Source organism: Actinoplanes sp. DH11, from assembly GCF_020873875.1.
Classification (GTDB): domain Bacteria; phylum Actinomycetota; class Actinomycetes; order Mycobacteriales; family Micromonosporaceae; genus Actinoplanes.
On sequence record NZ_JAHWGU010000045.1, the window covers coordinates 41941 to 60071 of the forward strand.

General features: G+C 72.6%; 18 protein-coding genes. 12 read left to right on the forward strand and 6 right to left on the reverse strand.

The features are described from left to right. Positions 1–24 precede the first annotated feature (24 nt). Positions 25–1107, reverse strand: a complete 1083-nt coding sequence (locus tag LPA41_RS38615; RefSeq protein ID WP_229076450.1) for a DUF3866 family protein — start codon at positions 1105–1107, stop codon at positions 25–27. A 45-nt stretch (positions 1108–1152) separates the two neighbouring features. Then, positions 1153–2112 carry a cation diffusion facilitator family transporter gene (locus tag LPA41_RS38620; RefSeq protein WP_229076451.1) on the reverse strand — a complete coding sequence of 320 codons (960 nt, stop codon included), beginning with the start codon at positions 2110–2112 and terminating at the stop codon, positions 1153–1155. A 68-nt stretch (positions 2113–2180) separates the two neighbouring features. On the opposite strand from LPA41_RS38620, the gene LPA41_RS38625 reads away from it, so the two are divergent. The 7 genes from LPA41_RS38625 to LPA41_RS38655 all read left to right on the forward strand — a co-directional run bounded on the left by LPA41_RS38625 (position 2181) and on the right by LPA41_RS38655 (position 7945). Further along, positions 2181–3164 carry a YafY family protein gene (locus LPA41_RS38625; RefSeq protein ID WP_229076452.1) on the forward strand — a complete coding sequence of 328 codons (984 nt, stop codon included), beginning with the start codon at positions 2181–2183 and terminating at the stop codon, positions 3162–3164. After that, entirely contained in the window at positions 3161–4147 is a 987-nt protein-coding gene (locus LPA41_RS38630; protein ID WP_229076453.1) for a YafY family protein, read from the forward strand. The genes LPA41_RS38625 and LPA41_RS38630 overlap by 4 nt, the downstream gene beginning before the upstream one ends. A gap of 15 nt (positions 4148–4162) precedes the next feature. Then, on the forward strand, positions 4163–4405 hold the full coding sequence (locus LPA41_RS38635; protein WP_229076471.1) for a hypothetical protein: 243 nt from the start codon (positions 4163–4165) through the stop codon (positions 4403–4405). Between the two features lie 135 nt (positions 4406–4540). Beyond that, positions 4541–4909, forward strand: a complete 369-nt coding sequence (tatA, locus tag LPA41_RS38640; protein ID WP_229076454.1) for a Sec-independent protein translocase subunit TatA — start codon at positions 4541–4543, stop codon at positions 4907–4909. Positions 4910–4930: 21 nt separating this feature from the next. Continuing rightward, positions 4931–5893, forward strand: coding sequence for a twin-arginine translocase subunit TatC (tatC, locus tag LPA41_RS38645; RefSeq protein ID WP_374238272.1), 963 nt, complete (start codon positions 4931–4933; stop codon positions 5891–5893). A gap of 760 nt (positions 5894–6653) precedes the next feature. Beyond that, a complete protein-coding gene (locus LPA41_RS38650; protein WP_229076455.1) occupies positions 6654–7553 on the forward strand; it encodes a diacylglycerol kinase family protein in 900 nt (299 codons plus the stop codon). 41 nt (positions 7554–7594) lie between these two features. After that, positions 7595–7945, forward strand: coding sequence for a hypothetical protein (locus tag LPA41_RS38655; RefSeq protein ID WP_229076456.1), 351 nt, complete (start codon positions 7595–7597; stop codon positions 7943–7945). A 24-nt stretch (positions 7946–7969) separates the two neighbouring features. Here the strand turns inward: LPA41_RS38655 and LPA41_RS38660 are convergent, their stop codons facing one another. After that, a complete protein-coding gene (locus LPA41_RS38660; RefSeq protein ID WP_229076457.1) occupies positions 7970–8695 on the reverse strand; it encodes an HAD family hydrolase in 726 nt (241 codons plus the stop codon). 86 nt (positions 8696–8781) lie between these two features. On the opposite strand from LPA41_RS38660, the gene LPA41_RS38665 reads away from it, so the two are divergent. From LPA41_RS38665 to LPA41_RS38675, 3 genes are all read left to right on the forward strand, one after another. Then, positions 8782–11538 (forward strand): RNA helicase, encoded by a 2757-nt coding sequence (locus tag LPA41_RS38665; protein ID WP_229076458.1) that lies wholly within the window; start codon positions 8782–8784, stop codon positions 11536–11538. 301 nt (positions 11539–11839) lie between these two features. After that, the gene (locus tag LPA41_RS38670) at positions 11840–12622 is read left to right on the forward strand and encodes an ATP-binding protein (RefSeq protein WP_229076459.1); all 783 of its coding nucleotides are present in this window, start codon (positions 11840–11842) and stop codon (positions 12620–12622) included. Further along, positions 12622–13002, forward strand: coding sequence for an STAS domain-containing protein (locus LPA41_RS38675; RefSeq protein WP_229076460.1), 381 nt, complete (start codon positions 12622–12624; stop codon positions 13000–13002). The genes LPA41_RS38670 and LPA41_RS38675 overlap by 1 nt, the downstream gene beginning before the upstream one ends. A 27-nt stretch (positions 13003–13029) precedes the next feature. Here LPA41_RS38675 and LPA41_RS38680 read toward each other — a convergent pair whose 3' ends face one another. The 3 genes from LPA41_RS38680 to LPA41_RS38690 are packed head-to-tail and all read right to left on the reverse strand — an operon-like array spanning position 13030 to position 15873. Beyond that, a complete protein-coding gene (locus LPA41_RS38680; RefSeq protein ID WP_229076461.1) occupies positions 13030–13410 on the reverse strand; it encodes a VOC family protein in 381 nt (126 codons plus the stop codon). A gap of 10 nt (positions 13411–13420) precedes the next feature. Next, positions 13421–15211 carry a long-chain fatty acid--CoA ligase gene (locus tag LPA41_RS38685; RefSeq protein ID WP_229076462.1) on the reverse strand — a complete coding sequence of 597 codons (1791 nt, stop codon included), beginning with the start codon at positions 15209–15211 and terminating at the stop codon, positions 13421–13423. Between the two features lie 11 nt (positions 15212–15222). Then, positions 15223–15873, reverse strand: a complete 651-nt coding sequence (locus tag LPA41_RS38690; protein WP_229076463.1) for a TetR/AcrR family transcriptional regulator — start codon at positions 15871–15873, stop codon at positions 15223–15225. A gap of 97 nt (positions 15874–15970) precedes the next feature. Here LPA41_RS38690 and LPA41_RS38695 point away from each other — a divergent pair, with 97 nt between their 5' ends. Both LPA41_RS38695 and LPA41_RS38700 read left to right on the forward strand, forming a co-directional pair. Next, entirely contained in the window at positions 15971–16744 is a 774-nt protein-coding gene (locus LPA41_RS38695; RefSeq protein ID WP_229076464.1) for an inositol monophosphatase family protein, read from the forward strand. 104 nt (positions 16745–16848) lie between these two features. Beyond that, a complete protein-coding gene (locus LPA41_RS38700) occupies positions 16849–18111 on the forward strand; it encodes a DUF3500 domain-containing protein (protein WP_229076465.1) in 1263 nt (420 codons plus the stop codon). The last annotated feature ends 20 nt before the right edge of the window (positions 18112–18131 follow it).

The window sequence follows — 18131 nt, forward strand, 5'->3', positions numbered from 1 at the left end:
GGCGCGTCGCCGGATGCCGGACGGTTATGGGAGCAGCCCGGCCGCGTGCCGGCCGGCCGCCGCGGCCGCCAGGAAATAGCCGTGGTCCTGGTCCAGCTTGCGGCCCATCGTGGACAGCGGCACCGGGCACGCCCGCAACGCCTCGTCGAGCCCGGCGCAGGGGACGCGGACCAGGTGGTGACGACCGGTAAGGGGGGCGAGCGCGGCGTCGACCCGGGCGGCCAGGGACGGTTCCAGGCCGTCCGGCACCGGCAGGTCGGCGCGGGCGAGAGCGACTTTCCCGTACGCGGTGAGGCTGTGATGCGACACGCCCCGGTGCCGGTCCCGGCCGTCGCCGTCGGAGATCCGCAGCGAGCCCACCGGGCGGCCGCCGAGCACCGCGACCGCGTTGACCGCCTCGCCGAGCGCGACCCCGGAGAATCCCCAGGTGGTGCCGGTGCCGAGGTTGCCGGGTCCCTGCGCGACGATCGCGATGTCGGCGCCGAGCACGTGCCGGGCGGCGAGCAGCCCGGTGTGCACGGTGCTCGCCTCGAGGTCGCCGCCGAAGGACTGGCCGGTGGTGACCGTGCCGGTGAGGTGGCCGCGCAGGCCGTCGAGGGTGCGGGAGAACCAGGCCGGCAGCGCGCCGCCGTCGGTCATCACGTAGGCCACCCGGGTGCCGGGGCGGTCGGCGGTGATGCCGGCCAGGATCGCCGGCAGCGCCGAGTGCAGGTCGGCGGTGACCACCGGCATGCCGTCGATCGAGGTGGCCTCGGCCATGACCTCGCGGTGCGGTGACGCCTCCTCGTCGACGCCGAGCAGGATCGGTTGCAGCGGGGTGTAGCGGGCCTTGACGAGGTGGCCGCTGTCGCGGGTGCTGCCGTCGGCGGGCGGGTCGGGGGGCAGCCGGTCGGGCAGGGCGACGACCAGGGCGTACCCCCCGGTGCCGAGGCCCATCACCAGCGCGCCCACGTTGAGCAGCACCCGGTCGCCGGGTTCGGGGGTGCCGACCAGGTGCGGGTAGGCCAGCGCGCGCAGCGGGCCGTCGCCCGTCTCGACGTCCAGTTCGGCGGCGCCGCGCCAGGAACGCCGCACCGCGAGCACCGTGCCGGACCGCCATCGCACCATGGCCGCGACCTTACAAGCCGGTCGCGGCGCCCCGGTGCGGCGGGTTCACCCGCCGACCCCGCCGTCGAGGTGGGTGCGGCCGGCGGCGCCGCGGGTGGGGTCGAGGAAGACGTAGCGGATCTCCGGGTACCGGGCGCGCAGCCGGTTCTCGGCGTCGTCGGAGGCCGCCTCGATCTGGGCGCCGGTCACCTCGTCGGCGAAGTCGACCTTGGCGGCGACCAGGATGTCGCCGGGGCCGATCTGCATGGTGAACAGGGTGGGCACGCCGGTGACGACCGGGATCGCGGCGATGTCGTTCGCGATCTCGTTGTGCAGCCGGCGCGGCACCGCGCGACCCACCAGCAGGGACACGTTGCTGGCGGCGAGCACCACCGCGACGGCGAACAGCAGCAGGCCGATCAGGATCGAGGCGACACCGTCCCACAGCGGCGAGCCGGTGACCTCGGCCAGACCGAGACCGGCGGCGGCCAGCACCAGGCCGATCAGGGCGGCCGCGTCCTCGAAGAAGACCGCCTTGACGGTGGTGTCCGAGGTGAGCCGCAGGAACCGGCGCGGCGTGGTCCGCCAGCGGCGCGACTCGTTGCGGACCTGGCGGCGGGCCTTCAGGAAGGACACGCCCTCGGCCACGAACGAGACGGCCAGCACGATGTAGGCCGCCAGGTAGGGCCCGCTCTCCTCGCCCTCCACGATCGTCTCGATGCCGTGGTAGATCGAGAAGCCGGCGCCGGCGACGAAGGTGAACAGGGCGGCGATGAACGCCCACACCCAGCTCTCCTTGCCGTACCCGAACGGGTGTTCTTCGTCGGCCGCCTTGGTGCCGCGGCGCAGCGCCACGAAGAGGAACACCTCGGTCACGGTGTCGGCGAACGAGTGCGCCGCCTCGGAGAGCATCGCGGCGGATCCGGAGACGACGCCGGCCACCACTTTCGCGACCGCGATCGCCAGGTTCGCGGCGCCGGCCAGGACGACCGTGCCGACGCTCTCGGACTCTTTCGGTTCTGTCACGGCAGGCACCTTCCCCGGTGGCCGCGCGAATAACCGTCCGTGTGACGAGGCTGCTAGCGTTGCGTCTCGTGTCGCGCACTCGCACCGAGCGCCTGGTTAATCTGGTCATCTGCCTCCTGTCGACGCGCCGGTTCCTGACCGCCGCGCAGATCGCCGCGACCGTGCCCGGTTACGAGCACGACCCCTCCGATCCGCGGGACCACGAGGCGTTCCAGCGCAAGTTCGAGCGGGACAAGGCGGAGCTGCGCGAGCTGGGCGTGCCGCTGGAGACGGGCACGGCAAGCATCTTCGACCAGGAGCCCGGTTACCGCATCGCCCAGCGGGAGTACGCGCTCCCCGACATCCTGCTGCAACCCGACGAGGCCGCCGCCGTGGGCATCGCGGCCCGGCTGTGGCAGCATGCCGGCCTGGCCGCCGCCGCGTCGTCCGGGCTGGCCAAGCTCCGCGCCGCGGGTGTCGAGGTGGACCCGCAGGCCACCCTGGGCGTGGAGCCGGTGGTGACGGTCGACCCGGCGTTCGGCCCGCTGACCGCCGCCGCCCGGCAGCGCCGCGCGGTGACCTTCAAGTACCGGGTGCCCGAGCTGGACGAGCCGAGCACGCGCCGTCTCGAACCGTGGGGTGTGGTCTGCTGGCGCGGCCGGTGGTACGTGGTGGGCCACGACCGGGACCGCGACGCCACCCGCTGCTTCCGGCTGTCCCGGATCGTCGGCGACGTGAAGGCGACCGGCCGCCCCGAGGCGTTCGTCCGCCCCGAGAACACCGATCTGATCAGTCACGTGGCGCGCTCGACCGGCCCGATCGCGCGCAACGGGCGGGGCATCGTCACGGTGCGGCCGGGCCGCGCGGCCGGGCTGCGGCGGATGGCGAGCGCGTCGGTCACCCTCCCCGAGGGCGATCGGCTGACCATTCCGTACGGGGATGCCGAGTGGCTGGCCGCCCGGATCGCCGGGTACGGGCCCGACGTGAAGGCCGAGGGGCCGCCGGAGCTGCGCGACGCGGTGATCCAGAATCTGAAGGAGCTGGCCGCCCGGCACGAGCAGGTGGCGTTGTGACCGGCCCGCGGACGTCCGCCGACCGGCTGGGCCGGTTGCTGAACCTGGTGCCGTACCTGCTGGCCCGGCCCGGGATCCTGATCGCCGAGGCGGCCGGTGACCTGGGTGTCACCGAGAAGCAGCTGCGCGAGGACTTGGAGCTGCTCTGGGTGTGCGGGCTGCCCGGTTACGGCCCGGGTGATCTGATCGACATGGCGTTCGACGGCGACCGGGTGACGATCAGCCACGACGCCGGCATCGACAAGCCGCTGCGCCTCAACCAGGACGAGGCGCTGGCGCTGGTGGTGGCGCTGCGGATGCTCGCGGAGACGCCCGGCATCGGCACCCGGGACGCGATCGAGCGGGCCCTCGCCAAGATCGAGAGCGCGGCCGGTGACCTGGCGGACGCCCCGGTCACCGTCCGGCTGCCGGCGAACCAGAAGAAGCTGGAGGCGATCCGGTCCGCCGTCGACTCCGGTCACGCGCTGCGCATCACCTACTACACGGCCGCGCGCGACGAGACCACCGAGCGGGTCGTCGACCCGATGCGGATGCTGATGGTCAGCGGCTTCGCCTACCTGGAGGCCTGGTGCCGGCGGGCCGAGGGCACCCGGATGTTCCGGGTCGACCGGATCGACGCGTTCGCCGAGCTGCCCGAGCCGTCCGCGCCACCGGTCGACGCGGTGCCGCACGACGTCAGCGAGGGCGTCTTCCGGCCCGGCCCGGAGCTGCCGCTCGTGACGTTGCGGGTGGGCCGCGGTGGCCGGTGGATCACCGAGTACTACCCGGTCGAGGAGGTGCAGCGCGACGCCGCCGAGTGGCTGGTCACGATGCGGGTCACCGATCTGGGCTGGGCGCAGCGCTTCCTGGCCGGGCTGAGCCGCGACGTCACCGTGCTCGGCCCGCCGGAGCTGCTCGACCGGATCCGCGCGCAGGCCGCCACCGCCCTCGACCAGTACGCCGCGCCGCACACGCTCGAACCCGGCACGCCGGCCGGCCGGTAGGGTGACGGCGTGCTGATGTGGGTCTGGATCGCCGTCGTGGCGATCGCGCTGATCGTCCTGGTTTCGGCTGCCGCGCGCCTTCTGGGCCGGTTGCCGGACCTTCGCCGCGCCGCGGTCCGGCTGCAACGCCGGCAGGAGGAGGCGATGAAGCTCCAGGCCGCCGGCGAGCTGTTGGAGCGCACCGTGCTCACCCTGCAGCAGCGCGCGGAGCTGGCACAGGACGCGGTCACCCAGATCAAGGCGAACCTGGGGCGCTGACCCCGGGGTGTTACCACCCCGTTGTCCGAGACTTAGCAAGATCTTGGGAATCCCGGACCATCCGGCAAGCAACATCTGCGGAATCCACACGTACGATGGACCCCGCAACCTGATCCGACCGACTGGAGTCATTCCATGGGCGCCCTCAAGCCATGGCACATCATCGTTCTCGTCGTCGTGCTCGTGCTGCTGTTCGGTGCGAAGCGGCTGCCGGACGCCGCGCGTTCGCTCGGGCGTTCCCTGCGGATCATCAAGGCCGAGACCAAGGGCCTCGTCGATGACGACAACAACGTCGGGGAGAAGGCGGAGCCGCAGCACAGCCGCACCCCGCTGCAGGGCGAGGTCCAGCAGCCCTACCAGCCGCAGCCGGGTTACCAGCAGGCGCCGCCGCCGGGTTACCAGCAGCAGCCGCAGGGTTACCAGCAGACCCCGCCGCCGGCCGGTTACCAGCAGCCGCCCGCCCAGCCCTATGTCGACCCGGTGCAGCGCACCAACGACCGCTGACCTGAGCCGATGGCACTGAGCCTGAGCCTGCGCCGGAAGCCCAAGAAGCCGACCAAGTTCCAGCAGGCGGCCGACGGCTCGATGACCCTCATCGAGCATGTCCGGGAGCTGCGGAACCGGCTGTTCTGGGCCTCGCTCGGCATCGTCGTCGGCCTGATCGTCGGGTTCATCCTGGCGAACTCGGTGTTCGAGCTGCTCAGCGGGCCGTACTGCAAGCTCGACAGCTCCTGGGTGCTGAACGCCGACGGTGTCCGCGAGTGTCGTTATCTGACGCTCGGTGCCACCGACGGCCTGATCCTCAAGCTGAAGATCGCGCTCTGGGTCGGCCTGATCGTGGGCGCGCCGGTCTGGCTCTACCAGCTCTGGGCGTTCATCGCCCCCGGTCTGCACCGGCACGAGCGCAAGTGGGCCTACGTCTTCGTCGCGATCGCCGCGCCACTCTTCGCCGGTGGCGCCGTGCTGGCCTACTTCGTGGTCGAGCACAGCCTGCACTTCATCATGGAGGCAGGCGTCCTGCAGGACTCCCAGCAGCTCGAGGTCACGGCCTACATCGGGTTCGTCACCACGATGATCATGCTGTTCGGGGTGGCGTTCGAGTTCCCGCTCGTACTGCTGATGCTCAACTTCACCGGCGTGGTCTCCGCCCGGCGGTTGCTGAGCTGGTGGCGGGCCGTGGTGTTCCTGTCGTTCGCGTTCGCCGCGATCGCCACCCCCGACCCGGGCCCGTTCGGCATGACCCTGCTCGCGGCGTGCATGTCGCTGCTGTACTTCATCGCGGTCGGCGTCGCGTTCCTCAACGACAAGCGCAAGGGCCGCGGCAAGGAGATCTACGCGGGCCTCGACGACGACGCGATCTCGCCGCTCGCCGAGGAGCGGGTGCCGGTCGGTGCCTCCGACCCGATCGAGGCGCCGGTCGCCGTCGACGCCCCGGCCCCGGTGGAGAGGCCGGCGCCGCTGGAGCGCCGCTACGACGACATGACCTGAGTTCCGCCACCCCACCGGCTGTCGGTGGGGTGCCCGGGACGCCAGCATCCGGCCACCTTCGGGCACCTTCGTCAGGTCTCCGCGCGAACGCGACTGCCGGCGACCCGACGCATGGGCGCCCGCCTCGCCGAGCAGATCCGTCAACCCTGACCGTGGCCGTTCCCGGCGCCACCGCGGCCGACGCCATCCTGCTGCGGCCGGGGCCATCTCGCCGTGGCGGAGGCCATCTTGCCGTGGCGGAGGCCATCTTGCCGAAGCTGACGGACAGCCTGCGTGACCTGCTGAAGCATCGCGACGGAATCGGCGGCCACGCGAAGGAGATGCCTGCCGCAACGGACCCGGGGACGAAACACCACGCCGCTCTCGGGTCCCGGTGGCGCCGGACGGCCCCATGGCGAGATGTTGATCTGCTAGCGACGCGAAATCGCGGTTTCGACCCCATGATCACAGCGATTTCGTAGCGCTAGCAGATCAACTTCGCCGCGCGGACGCCGAGCAGCCGACCGCGACCGCTCGTTCGGCGACCGCAACAGAGGTGGGGGCAAGCAACACCCGGCCGCACTCGTCTGCCTTGCCCGCCGCCGCGTCGACATCCTGCGCGCCACATCCTCCGCGCGCGAACCTTGCTACCAGCACAAACCGGCATAGGCGCATGCACTCCCTGCTCGACATAGCCATAGAGACACCCCGGGGCCGGGGCGGGGCGGGAGGCCGGGTGCCCTGCGCCGGGGTGGGGCGCCGGGGTATACGGTCCTCGGCTGTGACGAGCGACTTCATCGCGGTGCTGGCCAACCCCTCGGCGGGGCGCGGCCGGTACCGCGGTCTGCTGCCGGGGGTGGTGCAGGCCCTCGGCGTCGCCGGGCGGCCGGTGCGGCTGCTCACCGCGGCCGACGGTGCGCAGGCGGAGACGGCTTGCCATGACGCGGTCGGCGAGGGTGCGGCGGCGGTGGTCGCGGTCGGCGGGGACGGCACGGTGCACCGGGCGTTGCAGGCGGTCGCCGGTACCGCGACCGGGTTCGGCGTGGTGCCGGCGGGCACCGGGAACGACTTCGCGAGCGCGGTGGGCGTACCCCTGGCGCCGTTGCGGGCCGCGGAGGCGATCGGGCTGGCGCTGCGCGACGGGCGCGCCCACCGCGTCGATCTGGCCCGGACTGAGAATGATCAGGGTGGATCACGCTGGTTCTGCGCCGTCCTGGCCGCCGGGTTCGACGCCCTGGTCAACGAGCGCGCCAACCGGATGCGGCTGCCGCGCGGCCCCCGCCGCTACGACCTGGCGATCCTGCTGGAGTTGGCCCGGCTGCGGGCGCGGGAGTACGTGCTGCACGCCGACGGCGTCGAACATCGGTTCGCTGCCGAGATCGTCGCGGTGGGCAACTGCCCGAGCTACGGCGGAGGGATGCGGATACTGCCCGGCGCCGACCCCACCGACGGCCTCCTCGACGTGATCTTCGCGGCGCCGCTGGGGCGGGCGCACCTCACCCGGCTCAAGCCGCGGCTGCGCCACGGCACGCACGTGAGCGATGCCCGGGTCACCGTGCTGCGGGCGCGGCGGGTGCGGATCCAGGCCGAAGGGATCATCGGGTACGCGGACGGCGAGCGACTCGGCGCGCTACCCCTCGAGGTCGCTTGCGTTCCGGGTGCGGTCCGGTTGCTGCGGTGATCCCGGGGTCAGTTTCCGCCGGACCGGCCGAACTGACGGGCATGACGAACTCGATCGCCACCAAGACGTCCCCGTTCGGCAACGCTGCCTCCGGTGTCGCTGCCCCCGGCAACGGCGGGCCCGGCAGGACGGCGCCCGGTGACGGCGGGTCGGGCACGGTGGCGCGGGGTGACGGCGGGTCGGGCACCGTGACCCGGGGTGAGGGCGGGTCGGGCAAGGCGGCGTCCGGTGACGGCAAGGCCGGGTTCGGTGGCGGGGTGCTCGGCAGCGCGAAGCAGGCGCTCAAGGCGATGGCCGAGGCCGCGACCGCCACCTCGCCGGAGCCCGCGGCGGCCGCCGAGGCCGCGAAGGCCAAGGGCCGCCGGGGCACGGTCCTCGACGCCTACGCCTGAAAGCGTGCGGTCCGGTCCGACCGGTCAGGCGCAGCCGGCCAGGGCCAGCGTCGCGCTCAGCCCGTTGGCGTGGCCCGCCTCCGCCGCCGGTAGCACCAGCGCCGCGCAGCCGGCCTTGACCGCGCCCGCGTCGGCAGGGGTGTCACCGACCATCAGTGTCCGTTCCGGATCAACGCCGAGCATCCCGCACGCGCGCAGGAAGATCGCCGGGTCGGGTTTGGTGCGCCCGATCTCGTAGCTCAGGGCGAACGCCCCGACGAGCGACTCCAGCCCCCAGGACGCGAAGTGCGGGCGGATGTCGAAACCGACGTTGCTGACCACGGCGATGCGTACCCCGGCATCGTGCAGTTTGCGCAGTGTCGGTTCGGTGTCCGGATAAGGCAGCCAGCCGTCCGGGGTGAGCAGCCGGTCGTAGAGCGCGTCGGCGAGGCCCTCGACGTCGGTGTGCACGGTCGACGCCAGGCCGGTGTAGGCAGCCCGGTGGCTGTGCTCGTAGAGATCACGATCGGCCCAGTGCTCGGCCAGGTGCGGCGGCACCCGGTGCGGCGGCGGCCCGCCGGCCCGGCCCGCGGTGAGCAGCCGGTCGGCCAGGATCGTCGCCTTGCCGCGCTCCAGCTCGTGCCCGCAGGCGGCGGCTGCCGCGGACACCCAGGTCAGGGGATCCTCCACCTGGGCGAGCGTGCCGTGGAAGTCGAACAGGACGGCCTCGACCGGGCGCGCGGTAGGTAAAGAGTGGTTGGCTTCCGGCACGTGTGCACGATACCGATGCCCTGCGACGCTGCCGACGGCCACCACCGTGCTGCGTTTTGTCACAGGTAGGAACTAGCCTTGTGGTCATGACTAGTCCCGCCGAACGGTATGCGGCTGCGAAGAGGCGGGCGGCGCGGGTCGCCGAGTTCCCGGCGCTCGAGGACTTCATGGTCGACGTCGGCTTCGACCTGGATGATTTCCAGCGCGACGCCTGTCAGGTCCTGGAGCGCGGCAACGGCGTGCTGGTCTGCGCGCCGACCGGTGCCGGTAAGACCGTCGTCGGCGAGTTCGCGGTGCATCTGGCGCTGCGCTCGGGCGAGCGGAAATGCTTCTACACCACGCCGATCAAGGCTCTTTCCAATCAGAAGTACAACGATCTGGTGCAGCGGTACGGTGCGGACAAGGTCGGACTGCTCACCGGTGACAACGCGATAAACGGGGACGCCCCGGTGGTGGTGATGACCACCGAGGTGCTGCGCAACATGCTCTACTCCGGCTCCGACCAGCTGCGCAACCTGGCCTATGTGGTGATGGACGAGGTGCACTACCTCGCCGACCGGTTCCGGGGCGCGGTCTGGGAGGAGGTGATCATCCACCTGCCGGCGTCGGTGACCCTGGTCTCGCTGTCGGCCACCGTGAGCAACTACGAGGAGTTCGCCGACTGGCTGGTCACCGTCCGCGGCGAGACCGAGGTGGTCGTCAGTGAGCACCGGCCGGTGCCGCTCTGGCAGCACATGCTCGTCGGCCGGCGGATGTTCGACCTGTTCCACGACGCCGACGCGGCCCGCAAGCACGACGTGCACCCGGAGCTGCTGCGCTACACGCGGGAGATGGAGCGCCGCCTCGAGCTGACCGACCGGGCCGGCGCCGGGTGGTCCGGTCGCGGTGGCCGGTCCCGGCGCTGGCAACCGCCACCGCGCGCGGAGGTGATCGACAGGCTGGAGCGGTCCGGGCTGCTGCCGGCGATCCTGTTCATCTTCAGCCGGGCCGCCTGTGACGCCGCGGTGCAGCAGTGCCTCGCCGCGGGGCTGCGGCTCACCGACGCCGACGAGCGGGCCGAGATCCGGACCATCGCCCAGGCCAAGGTGGCGAACATCCCCGCCGAGGACCTGTCGGTGCTGGGCTACTGGGAGTGGCTCGACGGCCTCGAGCGCGGGGTCGCCGCCCACCACGCCGGCATGCTCCCCGCCTTCAAGGAGGCGGTCGAGGAGTGCTTCGTGCGCGGCCTGGTCAAGGCGGTCTTCGCGACCGAGACGCTCGCGCTGGGCATCAACATGCCGGCCCGGTGCGTGGTGCTGGAGCGGCTCGTCAAGTTCAACGGCGAGGCGCACGTCGACCTGACCCCGGGGGAGTACACACAGCTCACCGGCCGGGCCGGCCGCCGCGGCATCGACGTGGAGGGTCACGCCGTGGTGCTGTGGAGCCCCGACGTCGACCCGCGGCACGTGGCAGGTCTCGCCTCCACCCGCACCTACCCGCTGCGCTCGTCGTTCCGCCCGTCGTACAACATGGCCGTCAACCTGGTCGGCACGGTCGGCGCGGACAAGTCGCGGGCCCTGCTGGAGTCGTCGTTCGCCCAGTTCCAGGCGGACCGCTCAGTCGTCGGCCTGGCCCGGCAGGTGCAGCGCAACGTGGACACCATGCAGACCTACGCGGAGGACGCGGCCTGCCACCACGGCGACTTCGAGGAGTACTTCGGGATCCGGGTCGCGATCGCCGACCGGGAGAAGTCGCTGTCCCGCCAAGGTGTGCAGCAGCGCCGCTCGGCGGCCGTGGCCGGGCTGGAGAAACTGCGGGTCGGTGACGTGATCCGGGTGCCGCAGGGCCGGCGGGCCGGTCTCGCGGTGGTGCTGGAGCCGGCGACCGCCGGGTTCGGCGAGCCGCGGCCGATGGTGCTCACCCAGGACCGGTGGGCGGGCCGGGTCAGCCCCGGCGACTTCGGCGGCGCGGTCGAGGTGCTGACCCGGGTCCGGGTGCCCCGCAACTTCAACCACCGCTCGCCGGCGGCCCGCCGCGACCTGGCCGCCCAGGTGAGCGCGACCGGGCTGGACCGCCACCCCGACCGCCGCCGCCGCGGGCGCGCCAACCCCGGTGAGGACGCCGAGGTCGCCCTGCTCAAGGTGCGGTTGCGGCAGCACCCCTGCCATGCCTGCCCGGAGCGGGAGGAGCACGCCCGCTGGGCCGAGCGGCGGCACCGGTTGCAGCGTGACACCGAGGCGCTGCGCGACAAGGTGGCCGGGCGCACCGGTTCCCTGGCACGCACCTTCGACCAGGTCTGCGCGGTGCTGACGGCCCGCGGTTACCTGTCGGCCGACGGCGAGGTGACCGGGGCCGGCCGGATGCTGGGCCGGATCTGGTCCGAGGCCGACCTGCTGGTCGCCGAGTGCCTGCGGCAGGGCGTCTGGGACGGTCTCGCCCCCGACGAGCTGGCCGCGGCGGTCTCGATGGTGCTCTACGAGTCGCGCCGCGAGGGCGAGGACCGGACGTCCGTGCCGAAGGGCCCGATCACCGCGGCCGTCGACGCCTGCGCCAAGCTGTGGGGCGAGATCGCCGCCGACGAGGCCGAGCACGGGCTCACGCTCACCCGCGAGCCCGACGCCGGGTTCGTCTGGCCGATGTTCCGGTGGGCCCGCGGCGAACCGCTGGCGCGGGTGCTGGCCAGCGGCAATCAGTACGACGCCGAGATGCCGGCGGGTGACTTCGTGCGCTGGGCGCGGCAGGTGCTCGACCTGCTCGGCCAGATCAAGGAGGCCGAGGCCGCCTCGCCGAGCGTCAAGGAGACCGCCCGCAAGGCGATCACCGCGGTGAACCGGGGGGTGCTGGCGCTGCAGCGCGGTCTTTGATCTCGTGGTGTGGGCCGGGGTCTGACGGGTACAGCGAGATCAAGACCGTGCAACGGTCGGATCGGTCAGGCGGCCGGGCGCACTGCGGTGCGGCCGGCCGCCGTCCGCGCCGGGTTGCACCCGGCCGCCGGTCCGGTCCGATCGCCGGGGCTCGTCGTCGCGCATGGTGAATCTCCGTTGACGCTGTCTTGCCGGTATACCAAGAATTGCGGCGGCAGTATTGACACAGCTGATTGCATTTGCCGGGAGAAGGCACATGGCCGCGGGCTCACCGCATCTGATCGGTTGGTCCGGTGACGCCTTGACCGATTCGGTGCTGGCGGTGATCGACGCCGACACCGCCGTCATCGAGTTCTCCGTCTGGGGGGAGTGGGACCGGGCACTGTCCACCCAGGCGCGCACGGTCCTGGACAAGTGTCTCGCCGAGCACCCCACCGGGATGATCATCGATCTGCATCAGCTCGACGACCCGCACGCGGTCAGTTCGCTCCTGTGGCTGACCGCGTGCGTGCAGGGCGCCGCGATGGAACCGCCGGTCGCCGTGGCGGTCTGCGTCTCGGCCGGTGCGCCGCTCGCGCGCCGGCTGCGGCGTCTCGGCGCCCGGGACTGGCTGGTGCTCTACGCGACGGTGTCCCAGGCCCGCGATGCGCTCGCCGGCCGGCACCCGCTGCCGGACCGGATGCACCTGGCCCTGCCGGCCGCCCCGGCCGCCGCCGTCCTGGCCCGGTCACTGATCAACGACGCCTGCCGGAACTGGGACATGCCGCAGCTGTGCCAGCGGGCCCGCCTGGTCATCTCCGAACTGGTGGTGAACGCCGCCGAGCACGCCGGCACCGACATCGAGGTGATCGTCTCGAAGCGCGGCTCGGGGGCGGCGGCCGCGCTGCACCTGGCCGTCTACGACGGCGACCCGATCCTGCCCCAGATCCGGGACCCGGTGCCGGGGCTGCTCGGGCCGTCCCTGGTGGACCGGGGTCTTGGTCTGCGGATCGTCGGCGCCGCGGCGTCGGCGTGGGGTGCCCTGCCGGCTCGCGGAGGCAAGCTGGTGTGGGCGATCGTGCGAGCCCGGCCCGAGGAGCACTGATGAGCCGTTACGACGGTCCCGGCCCGACCGGCCCGAGCGGCCCGACCGGGACCCGGATTGCCGGGGAGCGCGACGGCGACCGGTTGCTGATCACGCTCCAGGGCAGCCTCGACGCGATGTCGGCCACCGCGTTGCAGACCCAGCTCTACGACCTCACCCAGGTCCACGAGCTGATCGGGCTCGGTGCCCCGGTCCGGCACATCCACATCGACCTTGCCGGGGTGGACTTCTGCGACGCCGCCGGCCTGCGGATGCTGGTGGCGGCCCGCCGGGTGGCCGAGGCCCGGCACGCGACGTGCCACTTGCACGCGCCGCAGCCGCACCTGCGGTGGCTGCTGCGCGCCACGAAGGCAGCCGACCTGTTCCACCTGCACGCCTGACGAGGGCGGCGGTGCGGGCGGCCGGGATCAGGGCCAGGTGCGCGCCGTACGGTCGAAGAGGTCGCCCTCGCTCTGCACCGGCACCACGCAGAACAGGTGGCCGCCGGGCGCCCGCAGCGTCCGGTGGCCGCCGTTGTCGACCTCGACCACCGCGCCCAGCGCTGTCAGCCGGGCCGCCTCGGCCGCGACGTCGTCGGTCTCGATGTCGACGTGGTAGCGGGGTGTGTCGTCGACGGCCTGCACGTCGACGGCGAGGCCCGGGAACGCGTCCCGCAGGGCGATGAACTCCTCCTCGCCGGGGACCGGTGTCGCGGTGGTGCCGAGCGCCGCCGACCAGAAGGCGGCGGCGGCGCCGGCCTCGCCCTGCGGGGTGTCGATGAAGATGCCGAAGAGGCGACTGCGATGCATACCCGCCAACTTACGTGTACAGATCGTCCAATTGCGACTGATAGCGGTTCTCGATCGCCCGGCGGCGCAGCTTCAGGGAGGGTGTGAGGTCTCCACCTTCGACAGCCAGGTTCTCCTCCAGCACCGCGAACTTCTTGATCGACTCCCAGGAGTTGAGGGTGGCGTTGAGCGCGTCGACGCAGCGGGAGACCTCGGCGCGCAGCGCCTCGGACCGGGCGATCTCGGCGTGGCCGGCGTCGCCCAGCCCGTGCTCGGCGGCCCAGGTCCGGGCCGCGTCGGGGTCGAGGTCGATCAGGGCGGTGACGTACTTGCGGTTCTCGCCGTGCACCACGATCTGACCGGCGAGCGGGCAGATCGCCTTGAAGCGGGCCTCGATCGCCTGCGGTGCCACGTACTTCCCGTTCGATGTCTTGATCAGGTCTTTCTTGCGGTCGGTGATCCGCAGCGAGCCGCGGGCCGTGATCTCGCCGATGTCGCCGGTGTGCAGCCAGCTGTCGACCAGGGTGGCCGCCGTCTCCGCCGGCATGCCCTGGTAGCCCTGCATCAGGCCGGGGCCCTTGAGCAGGATCTCGCCGTCCTCGCCGAGCCGCACGCGGGTGCCGGGCAGCGGAAGGCCGACGGTGCCGTACTCGGGGCGGTCCGGCCGGTTGAAGATCGTGGTGGCGCAGGACTCGGTGAGGCCGTACCCCTCGGCGACCGGCAGGCCGATCGCGTCGAACCATTCGGCGATCTCCGGGGCCAGGGCGGAGGCGCCGGAGATGAAGAACCGCATCCGGCCGCCGAACCGGTCGCGGACCCGGGCCAGCACGAGCCGGTCGGCGACCGGGCGCAGCACGCCGCCGCGTTTCGCCACGCCGATCGCCCAGTCGTAGAGCCGGGCCTTGACGCCGCCCTCGCGCCGCACGGTGGTGGTGACGGCGGCGTACACCTTCTCGAAGATCCGCGGGACGGCCGGCATGATCGTCGGGCGGACCTCGGTGAGCCGCCGCACGATCGCGCTGACGTCGCCGTCGACGGCGAACTCGAAGCCCACCGAGAGCTGGCAGGAGAGCAGGGCCTTGCCGAACGCGTGGGACAGCGGCAGCCACAGGTAGCCGAGGTCGTCGGGGCGGACGATGCCCATCGCCTGGATCGCCAGACCCTGGTAGATCCACGCGTCGTGGGCGACCCGGACGCCCTTGGGCAGCCCGGTGGTGCCCGAGGTGTAGATCAGCGTGGCGAGGTCGTCCGGGCCGATCGCCGCGGTCGCCGCGGTGACCAGGCCGGGTTCCTCGGCCAGCCGGTCCCGGCCGCGTTCGCGCAGGCCGGCCAGCGTGAGGGCGCGGGGGTCGCTGCCGTCGACCAGGATCACCCGTTCCACCGGGGACCCGGCGGCCAGGAACTTGTCCAGGTGCCCCGGATCCTCCACGATCGCGAAGCGGCTGCCCGAGTCGGTGAGGATGTGCCGCACCTCCTGGGGCGACGAGCTCGGGTAGACCGTGGTGGTGGCCCCGCCCGCGCACATCACCCCGAAGTCCGCCTCGATCCACTCGACCCGGGTGCCCGAGCAGATCGCCACCCGGTCCTCCGGGCGCAGGCCGAGCGCGAGCAGGCCGGCGGCGATCTCGGTGACCGCTTCCGCGGTCGAGGACCAGGTGTGCGAGACCCAGCCACCGTCGGCGCCGGGTGTGCGATAGGCCGGGGCGTCGGGGGTACGGGCACAGCGGTCGAGGAACATGGCCCCGAAGCTGGACGGGCTGTCCCGCCGCAGCCGCACCAGTTCGGCCTCCTCGGCCGCGGGTGCGGCGCACTCCTGACTCATGGGGTTCTCCTTCACGGCTCCACCATCCGGCAGAGCCAGGTGGACAGTTCGTCGACCAGGGACGACAGGTCGGGGTCGGGTTCGGCGTCCAGCGCGTCCGAGGCGCTCTGCCGCAGCGCGTGGATGGCGCCGAGGTAGGCACTGAACGGGACCTGTCCGGCCGTACCCGGGAATCGCTCGGCGCGCAGGTCGCGCACGACGCCGGCCAGTTCGGTGAGCGCGGCGCGGCGGCGTTCGCGGGCCGCGCGGCCCAGGGTGTCCATCTCCACCTGGAACGCGCGGGCCGCGACCAGGTCGCTGCGCAGGGTGGCGAAGTACGACGAGACGAACGCCCGCACGCACCCCGGCCAGTCGGTGCCGGCGGTGCCGCTCTCGGTGAGCCGGTCCAGGAAGACCGCGATGAACCGGTCGTAGGCCGCGTAGACGCAGGCGTCCTTGTCGGCGAAGCACGCGTAGAACGCGGCCCGGGACACCGCCGCCCGCGCGCAGATCTCGCGCACGCCGAACCCGCGGTACCCGGTGCCGGCGAGCAGTTCGGTGGCGGCGATCAGCATCCGCTCCCGCTGGGCTGCGGTCACCTCGTCGCGGCTGAGCACGTGCCGGCCGCGCGGCAGCGACGGTGGGGTCGTGAAGACGACGCCGCTGGTGATCCGGTCCGGCACGGCATTCCTATCGGAGTACGTGTTGTTACTTGAATCTTGCCACGACGTTCCCGCGTCACTCGACAAGCCCTTGGTGCCCACCGGGCAGGATGGTGACGTGACTGGAGATCTCGAAATCGCACAGGCGGCGGCCCTGGCCGGCGCCCAGGAGGCGCTGCGGCACTTCGCGGTCGTCGCCGACCTGCCCCGGGAGCTGAAGGCGGACGGCTCGGTGGTGACCGTCGCGGACCGGGCCACCGAGACCGCCATCCGCGCGGTGCTGACCCGGGAGCTGCCGCAGGACGCGGTGCTCGGCGAGGAGCACGGCGCCACCGGCGGGGACGCCGGCCGCCGGTGGATCATCGACCCGATCGACGGGACGGCTCTCTTCGTCGAGGGCGACGACCGGTGGCTGGTGCTGGTGGCGCTCGAGGAACAGGGCGCGATCACGGCGGCGGTCGCGGTGGTTCCGGCGCAGGCGCGCCTCTGGTGGGCGGGGCTCGGGACGGGGGCGTACGAGGGACGCGTCCACGACGGCCGGGCGGTGGGCCACCGGCGGATCTCGGTGGCCGCGACCGGCCCGCGGACGCTCGAGTCGGCGACGCTCGGCGTCGTACCGGATTGGGGTCGTGCGCCCGCCGCCCCGCTGATCGCCGCCGCCGACGAGCGGCCCTGGCCGCTGCACCCGCCGCTGATGGTGGCCCGGGGTGACCTGGACCTGGCCGCGCAGACCAGCGGGCAGATCTGGGACTTCGCGGCGACCTCGCTGATCGTGGCCGAGGCCGGCGGGTGCTACGCGCGGTTCGACGGGGACGGGCGGCCCGGACCCGGGGCGTCGATCTTCGCGCGCAGTCCGGAACTTCGCGATGCGGCGCTGAAGGTCGTCGGCTAGCGCGGTACGGTCCGGGTGATCCTCGTACCCGGCGGTAATCCCGATGAACAGGGACCAATCACCCAGATCGCCGGTAACGTGGCGGTATCCCGAAGGAGCGATCTGTGAGTCGACGAGGACCCGTCCGCCGGTGGCCGGCCCTGGCCGCGGCCGCGGTCATGCTCGTCGCCGTCACCGGCTGCGGTGGCGACGAGCCCGAGCCCGGCACCACGAGCCCGAGCACCGCGGCGACCGTGAAGTCGTACGAGAGGTCGGTGGCCGGTGTTGTCGAGGCGGCCGAGGTCTTCCTCGCCACCCTCGACGACGACCAGCGCGCCGAGGTGCAGCTCGAGTTCACCGAGCAGAACGCGACCTCGTGGTCGAACCTGCCGTGCGGCTCCACCTGCCGGCCCGGCATCGGCCTCGGTGAGCTCGACGCCCACCAGCTCGCCGCCGCGAAGAGCGTGCTGAAGACGGCGCTCGGTTCGGAGCCCGCCACCGGGTACGAGCGGGTCGAGGAACTGATGCTCGCCGACGACGTGCTGGGGGAGACGCAGAGCAGCAGCGGCGGCAACGTCGGGCCCGGTGGCAGCGTGTCCGGTGGCCCGCAGGCCGCCACGTCCGGCGCGCCCTCCGGCGGCCCGTCCGGCAGCCCGTCCGGTGGCCCTTCGGCCGGCCCCGCGTCGGGCGGCCCGGGTGCCGGCTCCGGCGGGCCCGGCGGTGCGGAGAGCGGGTACGGCAGCGACCTCTACTTCCTGGCGTTCCTCGGCGAGCCCAGCACCACCGGCACCTGGCAGCTCGACTTCGGCGGGCACCACCTCGCCGTGCACCTGACCTACCGGGCCGGCCAGGTGATCTCCGCGTCGCCGTACTTCGCCGGTGTCGAACCGACCGGCTGGACCGATGACGCCAAGGCCACGCACGCGCCGCTCGAGGACATGCGCAAGGCGATGCTCGCGATGACCGGCAGCCTCAGCGCCGCCCAGCAGAAGAAGGCCAGGATCGGCCAGACGTTCATCGACGTGCTCGCCGGGCCGCAGAAGGACGGGCAGTTCCCGGACGTCCGGCAGGGGCTCGCGGCCGGTTCGCTCACGGCGGCGCAGAAGAAGCTCGTGCTCGCGGCGATCACGCCGTGGGTGGCGGCCGCCGACGAAGCGGCCGCCGAGGAGCTGATGAAGGCGTACGAGGCCGAGCTGAACCAGACGTACATCGGCTGGTCCGGGACCACCGGGCTGAACCGGCACGCCGACTACGTGCGGATCGACGGCCCCAGCGTGTGGATCGAGTTCGTCTGCCAGAACGGTGTCGTCATCGAGAACAAGATCCACTACCACACGGTGTACCGGGACCGCACCCGTGACTACGGTGGCGGGTTCTCCTTCTCCTGACCGGGGTGGCGCTCCTGATC

Bases quoted from the DNA above. Each gene is read 5' to 3' on its own strand.
- LPA41_RS38615 (WP_229076450.1), bottom strand. From the start codon at position 1,107: ATGGTGCGATGGCGGTCCGGCACGGTGCTCGCGGTGCGGCGTTCCTGG.
- LPA41_RS38635 (WP_229076471.1), top strand. From the start codon at position 4,163: ATGTGGGTCTGGATCGCCGTCGTGGCGATCGCGCTGATCGTCCTGGTT.
- tatA (WP_229076454.1), top strand. From the start codon at position 4,541: ATGGGCGCCCTCAAGCCATGGCACATCATCGTTCTCGTCGTCGTGCTC.
- LPA41_RS38655 (WP_229076456.1), top strand. From the start codon at position 7,595: ATGACGAACTCGATCGCCACCAAGACGTCCCCGTTCGGCAACGCTGCC.
- LPA41_RS38665 (WP_229076458.1), top strand. From the start codon at position 8,782: ATGACTAGTCCCGCCGAACGGTATGCGGCTGCGAAGAGGCGGGCGGCG.
- LPA41_RS38675 (WP_229076460.1), top strand. From the start codon at position 12,622: ATGAGCCGTTACGACGGTCCCGGCCCGACCGGCCCGAGCGGCCCGACC.
- LPA41_RS38680 (WP_229076461.1), bottom strand. From the start codon at position 13,410: ATGCATCGCAGTCGCCTCTTCGGCATCTTCATCGACACCCCGCAGGGC.
- LPA41_RS38685 (WP_229076462.1), bottom strand. From the start codon at position 15,211: ATGAGTCAGGAGTGCGCCGCACCCGCGGCCGAGGAGGCCGAACTGGTG.